This window comes from Kitasatospora hibisci (assembly GCF_043950205.1).
GTDB lineage: Bacteria > Actinomycetota > Actinomycetes > Streptomycetales > Streptomycetaceae > Kitasatospora > Kitasatospora hibisci.
On sequence record NZ_CP171642.1, the window covers coordinates 8,497,491 to 8,506,699 of the forward strand.

The 9,209-nt window shown below is 74.5% G+C and carries 11 protein-coding genes and 1 pseudogene; 8 read left to right on the plus strand and 4 right to left on the minus strand.

What is annotated here, in order from left to right; all coding sequences use genetic code 11:
- The first annotated feature begins 14 nt into the window (after nt 1-14).
- From ACF9IK_RS36945 to ACF9IK_RS36965, 5 genes are all read left to right on the plus strand, one after another.
- A complete protein-coding gene (locus ACF9IK_RS36945) occupies nt 15-611 on the plus strand; it encodes an RNA polymerase sigma factor (RefSeq protein WP_395298419.1) in 597 nt (198 codons plus the stop codon).
- Complete coding sequence (locus tag ACF9IK_RS36950) at nt 601-966, plus strand: hypothetical protein (RefSeq protein WP_395298420.1); 366 nt, start codon at nt 601-603, stop codon at nt 964-966. Before ACF9IK_RS36945 ends, ACF9IK_RS36950 begins: the two co-directional genes overlap by 11 nt.
- A 96-nt stretch (nt 967-1,062) precedes the next feature.
- A complete protein-coding gene (locus ACF9IK_RS36955) occupies nt 1,063-1,743 on the plus strand; it encodes a DUF6308 family protein (RefSeq protein ID WP_395292389.1) in 681 nt (226 codons plus the stop codon).
- A gap of 154 nt (nt 1,744-1,897) precedes the next feature.
- Nucleotides 1,898-2,098, plus strand: coding sequence for a hypothetical protein (locus ACF9IK_RS36960; protein ID WP_395292388.1), 201 nt, complete (start codon nt 1,898-1,900; stop codon nt 2,096-2,098).
- A 5-nt stretch (nt 2,099-2,103) separates the two neighbouring features.
- On the plus strand, nt 2,104-2,472 hold the full coding sequence (locus ACF9IK_RS36965; RefSeq protein WP_395298787.1) for a hypothetical protein: 369 nt from the start codon (nt 2,104-2,106) through the stop codon (nt 2,470-2,472).
- Nucleotides 2,473-2,612: 140 nt separating this feature from the next.
- On the opposite strand, the gene ACF9IK_RS36970 is transcribed toward ACF9IK_RS36965, so the two are convergent.
- On the minus strand, nt 2,613-3,026 hold the full coding sequence (locus tag ACF9IK_RS36970; RefSeq protein ID WP_395292387.1) for a MarR family winged helix-turn-helix transcriptional regulator: 414 nt from the start codon (nt 3,024-3,026) through the stop codon (nt 2,613-2,615).
- 161 nt (nt 3,027-3,187) lie between these two features.
- Nucleotides 3,188-4,036: an NAD(P)H-binding protein gene (locus ACF9IK_RS36975; protein WP_395292386.1), complete on the minus strand. Its 849-nt coding sequence runs from the start codon at nt 4,034-4,036 to the stop codon at nt 3,188-3,190.
- 211 nt (nt 4,037-4,247) lie between these two features.
- Between ACF9IK_RS36975 and ACF9IK_RS36980 the strand changes: the two genes are divergently transcribed.
- Nucleotides 4,248-4,745 carry a MarR family winged helix-turn-helix transcriptional regulator gene (locus tag ACF9IK_RS36980; RefSeq protein ID WP_395292385.1) on the plus strand — a complete coding sequence of 166 codons (498 nt, stop codon included), beginning with the start codon at nt 4,248-4,250 and terminating at the stop codon, nt 4,743-4,745.
- Between the two features lie 106 nt (nt 4,746-4,851).
- Here the strand turns inward: ACF9IK_RS36980 and ACF9IK_RS36985 are convergent, their stop codons facing one another.
- Nucleotides 4,852-6,708 (minus strand): alkyl/aryl-sulfatase, encoded by a 1,857-nt coding sequence (locus ACF9IK_RS36985; RefSeq protein WP_395298421.1) that lies wholly within the window; start codon nt 6,706-6,708, stop codon nt 4,852-4,854.
- 432 nt (nt 6,709-7,140) lie between these two features.
- Here ACF9IK_RS36985 and ACF9IK_RS36990 point away from each other — a divergent pair, with 432 nt between their 5' ends.
- The gene (locus ACF9IK_RS36990) at nt 7,141-7,599 is read left to right on the plus strand and encodes a carboxymuconolactone decarboxylase family protein (protein WP_395298433.1); all 459 of its coding nucleotides are present in this window, start codon (nt 7,141-7,143) and stop codon (nt 7,597-7,599) included.
- 83 nt (nt 7,600-7,682) lie between these two features.
- On the opposite strand, the pseudogene ACF9IK_RS37100 reads toward ACF9IK_RS36990, so the two are convergent.
- Nucleotides 7,683-7,855: pseudogene (locus ACF9IK_RS37100) on the minus strand (DUF6624 domain-containing protein); the annotation flags it as partial.
- Between the two features lie 337 nt (nt 7,856-8,192).
- Between ACF9IK_RS37100 and ACF9IK_RS36995 the strand changes: the two are divergent.
- Complete coding sequence (locus tag ACF9IK_RS36995; RefSeq protein ID WP_395298422.1) at nt 8,193-9,110, plus strand: hypothetical protein; 918 nt, start codon at nt 8,193-8,195, stop codon at nt 9,108-9,110.
- Nucleotides 9,111-9,209: the final 99 nt, after the last annotated feature.

Sequence of the window (9,209 nt, forward strand, 5' to 3'; positions counted from 1 at the left end):
CCGCAGGGGTCGGCGTGGCTGACCACAGCTGGCCCGGCGCGACCCTGGTCACCGCGGCACAACACGGCGACGCCGAGGCCCTCACCGCCCTGATCCACGGCTCCCACCCCCACGTGCAGCGCTTCGCCCACACGCTGTGCGCCACACCCCAGGACGCCGAGGACGCCGCCCAGGAAGCGCTGATCATCCTCTACCGCAAGATCGGCATGCTGCGCGCCTCCGGGGCGCTGGCGTCGTGGATGTTCCGCATCGTCCGCAACGAGTGCCTGCGCCGCACCCGCGGCGTGATCCACCGCCCACCGGCCACCGACCCCCACCGGCCCGACACGCCCGGCCGGCCCGGCACCTCCACGCGGTCCGCCGAGGAGGACGTCCTGCTGCGCCTGGAGGCCGAACGCGTCGCGGCCGCCGTCGCCGCCCTGCCCGCCGACCAGCGGCAGGTGCTGGTCATGCGGGACATCCAGGGCCTGCCCGGCCGCACCGTCGCCGACCGGCTCGGGCTGAGCACCGCCGCGATGAAGTCCCGCCTGCACCGCGCCCGTTCGACAGTACGCGAGGCCCTGCGCGACGAACCGGCCACCGCCACGAGGGGAACCCACGATGAAGCCTGACCTCACCACCGTGACCCGCACCGCCACACCCGCTCTCACCCTGGACACCCCGAACACCCCGAACACCCCCGACACCCCCGGTGCGCGCGACGCGCCGGCACGCGGCGGCTTCGCCAGCGCCACCGTCCCGCGCCACCTGGCCCGCGGTGCCGTCGGGTTCGGCGCCCTCGCCGCCTCCCTGGCCCTGCTGCCGGTCACCGGCCCGGCGAGCCTGCTCCTCGCCCCGGTCGGCCTGATCGCCCTGCGCGGCTGCCCGATGTGCTGGGCGATCGGCCTCGCCGAGACCGTCTCGGCCGGCCGGCTGCGCCGCTCCTGCACCGACGGGAGGTGCGAACTGACCCGCGCCCCCTCGTAGGACCCGGCGAACGGACCACCGCCCCGCGGCCCGTGTGGTACACGAGAGGCCCGGGCCGCACCGGCCCGGGCCCCGACCGACCCCAGGGGGGATTGCATGCCGGGCATCGCGGCACTGCACACCTGCGCCCAGCGCCACCTGCGCGACTACACCGACCCCCGCGGGCGGCGGGCCTTCGCCACGTACGACCGCCAGGGCGACCCCGCAGTGCTGGAACCGGTGGACTGCCTCGCCCCGGCCCTCCTCAGCGTCCCGCTCGGCCACCGCCAGGTGATCCCCCTGTTCCGGCCCGACGGCCCGGGCGCCCGCCTGCTGCGCGCGATGCAGGCCGTCCTGGACGACGAGGACTGCGTCACGGCCGACTTCCTCGACGTCGATCTCGATCTCGATCTCGACGGCCACGCCGGTCCGTGGGTCCTGGTGGACCGGGCGCTGGCCGCGAGCCGGGACGTGGCCGGTGTGAAGGCGGTCGCGGTCAGCAAGATCCTCCACCGCAAGCGGCCCCGTCTCGTCCCGATCTTCGACCGCAGCGTCCACCGCTTCTACACCGGCCAGACCCCACCCACCGGCGCCTACCAGGACACCCCCCGCATCCTCTGGCCGCTGCTCCAGAACGACCTGCGCCGCCACCGCGCCTGGCTGACCGAGCTGGCCGCCCCGGTCACCACCCCGGACGGCCGCCCCCTCAGCCCGCTCAGGGCGGCCGACATCGTCATCTGGGAGCACGAGGTCACCGGCTGCACCGGCAGCCCCGCCACCTCGGCCGAGAGGGGGTGATCGCGGGCCGAGGCCGGCTGCGGCCGGTCCGACGACCCCGGAGCGCGCCGGACCGACCGGTAGTGGGCTGCTCACCAGCCAGGCAGGAGGTGCGCTTCCCCTGACGGGTACGGGTACGTACCCGTCGGTTGAGGGTGGCTGGACGGAGCACCCGATGGCCGACGCCAACGTGCGTATCCCCGCCGAGGCCCGCGACCGCCTTGCCGAGCGCGCCGAGCGTGCCGAGCGCGCCGAGCAGGCCGAGCAGGCCCGCGAGGAGCTTCAAGCCTGCAACGGCTACAACCCCGACGCGGAGCGCATCCGGCAGCTGGACGCCGAGCTGGACCGCCGCCTGGCCGAGGCGGAGAACGGGTGACCGGGCTGCACGTCGTCCTCGACGACACCGTCATGGTGGCCGCAGGGCGTGGCAACCTCATCGCCTCGCGGCTCATCCACCGTGCTCACGCCGAACCCGGCTGGTACCTCTATGCTCCCGCCTGGGCTCTCGTGGAAGCCGACCGCGAACGCCCCGGCACCGCCGAACACCTTGCCGCTCTGCCTGCGGTCACGGTCCTCGACCTCGACCTGTCCGGAGCCCTCGCACTCGCCGCCGACAACACCTGGGCCCAGGCCCACACCCGCTACGCGGCGGCTCCGATCCCTGGGCGCCCGGACGGTGCGGTGGTCGCCACCACCGACCCCGGGCGCTGGAAGGGACAGCCGGTCCGGGTCATCGACCTGACGCCCTGAGCCCGGTCCGTCGCCGAGGCCCTCGTGTCCCGATCGGGGCACGAGGGCCGTTGCCGTCCGGTTCTGCGGGCACAAAGGGTCTGTGGGCACGAAGGGTGCGGCCGGGCGGGGCCGGGGCGCGACGGCCGGCTGAGCGTGGCTCAGCGTTCGCGGCCGGACTCCAGGTTGTGGGTCATGCGTTCCAGGACGCTGACGGCGGCGCGGTACTCCTCGGGGGTGATGCCGGCGACGGAGGCGGCGCGGAAGGCGGCGACGCGTTCGCCGACCAGGGCGAGGCGTTCGCGGCCGGCGTCGGTGAGGGCGAGGCGCTCGGGGGCGGGGCGGGTGGCCCAGTCGTCGGTGAGCACGGCGGTGATGGCGGCGGACAGTTCGGCGGGGGAGGCGTTGGCGGCCAGGACGGTGCGCACGGCGGTGTCGGTGGCCTGCGGGTCGTCCTCGACGACGTTGAGGACCTGCCAGGCCAGGCGGGTGAGGCCGTACTCGGCGAGCAGGGCGTTCATGGTGGCGGTGAGGGCCTGGTCGGTGCGGTTGAGCCAGTAGCCGATGGGCTTCATCTGAACCTCCGAGGAGATCCCGGCCTCTGGGCCGGGAAGGAACGGGGCTTCCCGCGAGGGCGCCGAGGGCGATGCCGTCGAGCAGCGTCGATCGCCGGCCGAGGCAGCCAAGGCGGTGGTCATGGGCTCCCTCAAGGGCGGGAGCGGGGTCAGGGGCGGGGTCAGGGGCGGGTGAAGGCGGCGGTGTTCTCGCCGGCCCACTGGCGGTAGGTGCGGGCGGGGCGGCCGAGGAGGGTCTGGGTGGTGTCGTGGACGGCGGCCGGCCCGTGGTCGGCGGCCTCCCAGAGGTCGAGCAGCGAGGTGACCATCGGCGCGGGCATGTGACGGCCCATCTGCTCCTCGGCCTCGGCGCGGGTGATCCGTTCGACCGGGATCTCGCGGCCGAGGGCGTCGGCCACGATGGCGAGCTGCTCGCGGAAGGTGAGCGACTCGGGTCCGGTCAGGGTGGGCGCGGTGCCGGTGAGGGAGGTGCCGGTCAGCGCTTCGGCGGCGATGTCGGCGATGTCCTCGGGGTGGATCGGCGCGATGTGCGCGTCGGGGTAGGCGAGCTGGACCGGCAGGTTCCGGCCGATGAGGTACGCCCAGCCCAGGGAGTTGCTGGCGAAGGCGTCCGGGCGCAGGAAGGTGCAGGTCAGCCCGGAGGCGGCGAGGGCGCGCTCGACGTGGAGGCTGTGGCGGGCGAGCGGGTCGTCCTCGGCGTTCGGGCCGAGGACGGAGGACGAGGAGAGCAGCACGACGTGCTCGACGCCGGCGGCCTCGGCGGCCTTGACGAACTCGTGGATGCCGGCGGGCTGGGGATAGAGGAAGACCTGGCCGACGCCGCGCAGGGCGGCCTCGAAGGTCTCGGGCCGGTCCAGGGCGAGTTCGGCGGTCTCGACGCCGTCGGGGACGGCCAGTTCGGCGGGGCGGGCGCTGGCGGCGCGGACGGTGCGGCCGGCGGCGTGCAGGCGGGCTGTCACGGCCTGGCCGACCTTGCCGCGGGCGCCGGTGACGAGGGTGGTGCCGGTCATGGGGAAAGTCCTTCGCTCGTGAGATGCGCGGGGGTTCGGGTGGTTCGTGGGACTCGCGGGATGCGTGGAACCCGGGGGAGGGGTGGCAACGGCCGTATCCGGAGCCGGATCCGCGCCGTTCAGTGCCTTGCGACATATGCATGATGTCCTGCACACGTTTTCATGTCAACACATGTCTGTGCTCGGTCACCTATGCGGGTAGGCTGGCGGCATGACGACGAAGCGCGCACCGGGGACGGACGAGGAACTGCTGGACGCCGTCGGGCCGGCCTTCGGGAGGCTGCGGCGCTCCTCGCTCCTGGACGTCGAGGACCCGGTCTCCCAGAAGGACCTGAGCCGCACCCTGGTCCTGCGGATCGTCCAGGACGCCGCGTACGAGGGCGGCCGTGAGGTGACGGTCGGTGCCGTGGCCGAGCACCTGGGCGTCGACCCCTCGGTGGGCAGCCGCATGGTGTCGGACTGCATCTCCGCGGGCTACCTGGTCCGCGCCGCCTCCCAGCAGGACGGCCGGCGCACGGTCCTGCTCCTCAGCCCGGAGGGCGAGGGCCTGATGGACCGCTTCCGCCGCCACCAGCGCGCGGCCTACGAGCAGATCACCGCCGACTGGAGCGAGCGCGACCGGCTGGAGCTCGCCCGTCTGCTGGTCAAGTACGTCGAGTCCCAGGACGCCCTGCGCCACCACGCCCAGGCCCGCCGCACCGCCCGCTGACGCGGCCCGTACCGCCCTTGCGCGCCTCGGCCCGGACACCTTCGCGGTGTCCGGGCCGAGTGCCGTGTCGGCGCCGGGGCGGGTGGCGCCGGTCAGGGGGTGAGGATCAGGGGGTGACGATGGCGAACCGGGGGTCGGGGTCGTCGAGGAGGGCGGTGAGCCGGTCGAGGGCGGCCGGGTCGCCCTCGACGGTGACGCCGTCCAGACCGTGGCCGGCGAGGACGCCCAGCAGCTGGGGCTTGGTCAGCGTCAGGCTGAGGTCGGCGGGTTGTCCCGGGTCGGCTTCGACGCCGGGGTCGGGGTCGGGGTCGGGGTCGAGGGCGCGGGTGCGGTAGGTGAGGGCGCCGTTGGACAGGGTCAGGCGCCAGGCCCGCCGCTGGTCGGTGAGCTTCCAGTCCAGGGTGATCCGGGTGTCCCGGGCGCGGGGGCCGTCGATGCGGATGGCGAGGGAGTCGATGAGCTGGTCGACGGTGAGGGCCATCGACATCTCGGGGTTGGCGATGTCGACGGCGACCTCGGCGAGCCGGCCGCGCAGCTCCATGGCCGCGGTGAGGTAGAAGTTGCGCCAGGTGCCGTTCTCGGCGCCGTGGCCGAGCCGCTCGTACACCTCGGCGAGCGCCTCGCGGGCCGGGGTGTGGTCGGGTTCGGCGAAGACCGCGTGGTTGAGCAGGGTGGCGGCGAAGCGCAGGTCGCCGTCGGCGGCGTAGCGGCGGCCCCTGGCGGTGATCGCGGCGATGCCGCCGTAGTCGGCGGTGAAGCGGCGGGCGAGCTCGACCGGCGGGTGCTCCCACAGGTGGGCGGGGTTGCCGTCGAACCAGCCCATGTACCGCTGGTAGATCGCCTTGACGTTGTGGCTGACCGATCCGTAGTAGCCGCGGGTGGACCACGTCCGCTCCAGTGCCGGGGGCAGGGTGATCTCCTCGGCGATCTCGGCTCCGGTCAGGCCCTGGTTGAGCATCCGCAGGGTCTGGTCGTGCAGGTAGGTGTAGACGTCGCGCTGGGCGGCGAGGAAGCCGCCGATGGCCTCGCGGCCCCAGGTCGGCCAGTGGTGGGAGGCGAACGCCACGTCCGCCCGGTCGGCGAACAGGTCCTCGGCCTCGCTGAGGTAGTGCGCCCAGATCCGCGGGTCGCGGACCGCCGCGCCGCGCAGGGTGAGGATGTTGTGCAGCGTGTGGGTGGCGTTCTCGGCCAGGCACAGGGCCCGGCGCTGCGGGAAGAGGAAGTTCATCTCCGCGGGGGCCTCGGTGCCGGGGGTGAGCTGGAAGACGATCTCCACCCCGTCGACCGTCTCCCGCTGCCCGGTGCGGGTGATGTCGAGGGTGGGTGCCACCAGGCTGATGGTGCCGGTGGAGGTGGTCGCGCCCAGCCCGCAGCCGATCTGCCCGGCCGGTCCCTTGGGCAGGTCGCTGCCGTACATGTAGACGGCGCGGCGGGTCATCGCGGTGCCGGCGTAGACGTTCTCGCTGACCGCGTGCTCCATGAAGCCGGACGGCGCCAGGACCGGGACCGACCCGTCCCGGCCGTGCGGGACGATCGCGCGGGAGCCGCCGAAGTGGTCGCCGTGCGAGTGGGTGTAGATCATCCCGGTGACCGGACGGTCGCCGCGGTGCTCCCGGTACAGGGCCAGGGCCGCGGCGGCGGTCTCGACCGAGATCAGCGGGTCGATGACGATCACGCCGGTGTCACCCTCGACCAGGGTCATGTTCGACAGGTCCAGGCCGCGGACCTGGTAGATGCCCGCGGTCACCTCGTACAGGCCGTGCCGGGCCACCAGCTGCCCCTGCCGCCACAGGCTCGGGTGTGCGGTGGCCGGGCAGTCCTGCTCCAGGAAGCCGTACGCGCCGGCGTCCCACACCGGCGCGCCGTCCGCACCGGTGATCCGCGGGTCGGCCAGGGACGCGATGAAGCCCCGGTCGGCGTTGTCGAAGTCCGCCGTGTCGGCGAAGTCAAGGTCGTCCGTCATGACGGCCAGACTAGGGGCGGTATGTCTGAATTTATGGTGGTGGCGCGCCTCCGTCGGGCCGGCCGGGAGGCCCCGGCGCCGCCCCCGTGGCCGCGGGGCGCCCGGCGGGGTGTGCGGCGGCCGGCGGCTCGGTCGACGGCGGGCCAGTCCCAGCCGAGCTGGAGGAAGAGGCCGAGACGGTCGAAGACGCTGAGGGAGTTCGCCGTCGCCCTCCTCACCGGCCTGCGGCACCGACCGACGCGGGCGCGGGCCGAGGGCTTCCCGAAATCCCTTCCGTCCGGCTGTCACATCCGCGGCCCGGCATCCGTCGGTGGGGTGTAGGCACGAGAGACCGCTGAAGGGAAGCCCGCCGTGAACACCACCGTCACCACCGCCGAGACCGTTGCCGCCGAGACCGCCGACCTGACCGCCACCGGCGCTGCGACGTCGCGGATGCCGGACCCCGCCGAGCTGGTCCCGGAGCTGAAGGAGCTGTCCGGCTGGCTGTACCGGGCCACCGGCAACCGCTCCGTCCCGCGCACCACGATCGGCCTGGTCCAGCTGCGCGCCGGCCAGATCGTCGGCTCGACCTACCTCACCGCCCTGCAGAGCGGCCTGCTGCGCAAGGCCGGCGAGAGCGACCGGCGGATCGACGCGGTCGCGACCTGGCACAGCGCCCCGTACTTCACCGACGCCGAACGCGCCGCCCTCGCCCTGGTCGAGGCGGTCCTGACCCCCAACCCGCACGGCGAGCGCGTCCCCGACGCCCTCTACGCCGAGGCCGCCCGGCACTACGACCCGAAGGCGCTGGCCACCCTCACCATCGCCATCGGCCAGGTCAACTTCTTCGTCCCCCTCGCCCTCATCGGCAAGCCCGTCCCCGGCGTCGCCCCCGCCGACCAGTGGACCTGACACCACCCGACCCCCGCCCCCGCCGGCCCGGTGCGCCCCTCCTCCGGGGGCGGGGGTGGTCTGCCGGATGCCGGGGTGAGTCGGGCGGGCGAGAACCGGGCGACGTACTCGTCGAACCGGGGGTGCCGACCTCCGCACGGCGCTCGTCCACGTGCTCGGGATGCCCACAGGGCCACGGGACCGGTGAGCCGTCCTTCACCCCGGCGATCTGCGTGCGGTCAACCCGCCGGCGTCCTTCGGCCACGAGGGTGCGGTCGCGCCGACCGGAGGCCGGATCCGCCGCGCGGCCCGGGCCGCGGCCACGCCGACCAGCGCCGCACGCACCGCGGAGAGCCGGCCGGTCGGGCGGTGAGACCGCCCGCCGCCGGGCCGAACCGACCCCGTATCTGCCGGGCCGACCGGATCCGAACGGATTCGATCCGAACTTTTGGTTATCGCGGCGACCGTCGGCGGTCTCCTGTCGTGTGGGGCCGAGTTCCGAGCGGCACCGGCGACCAGGAGAAGGGGAGAGCGACCATGGCGTGTCACCGCCGTACCGACCGTGCTGCCGCTGCCACCGTCGAGCGCGCCCGTACGGCGGGGGGCTGCCGCTGATGGCTACCGACCCCCGCGCGCTCGCCCGCCGCTGGGCGATGCTCTCCTGCGTACCCGTGCTGCTGCTCGCCGCCATCGTCGCCTGCGACCCCTCCCCGGACCCCCGCCCCGCGGACGGGCCGGCCGGCGCACAGCGCGGTGCAGCGGCGGCGGCCCCCGTGGCCCCGGCCGCGGCCGTCGCGACCGATCCGTCCGCCGGCGACCGGGGCCTCGCCGCCGAACAGGACGGCTACCGCCTGGACGCCGCCACCACCGAACTGCCCGCCGGCCGGGCCGCGGGCTACTCCTTCACCATCACCGGCCCCGACGGCCGGCCGGTCACCGACTTCGAGGTGCACCAGACCAAGAAGCTGCACTTCTACGCGATCCGCTCCGACCTGACCGGCTTCCAGCACCTGCACCCCGAGATGGCCGCCGACGGCACCTGGACCGCCGACCTCGCCGCCCTCACCCCGGGCACCTGGCGGCTGTACGCCTCGTTCCTGCCGAGCTCCACCGCCCGCCGCAGCACCGAGATCGTGCTCAGCCGCACCGTCACGGTGCCCGGCACGAGCACGGCGGTGCCACTTCCCGCCCCGGCCGGCACCGCCACCGTCGACGGCTGCACCGTCGCCCTCACCAGCGAGCCGACGGCCGGCGCGTACCGGCTGACCGCCACCGTCACCAGGGACGGCCGACCGGTCACCGACCTCCAGCCCTACCTGGACAGCTACGCCCACCTCACCGCCTTCCACGAGGGCGACCAGGCACTGGCCCACCTCCACCCCGCGGACAAGGTCGACGCCGACCACGGCGGCGGCCCGGTGCTGACCTTCCACGCCATGCTCCCCAAGACCGGGAACTGGCGGGTCTTCCTGCAGTTCCAGACCGCCGGCCGCCTGCACACTGCCGAGCTCACCCTGAACGTCGCCGCCTGACGCCCGCCCGCCCGTCCCGGCACGCACCCGCCCGTCCCTCTCCCGACGCCCCGGGGGGGGGGGGGGGGGGGGGGGGCGGAGGGGGGGGGGGGGGGGGGG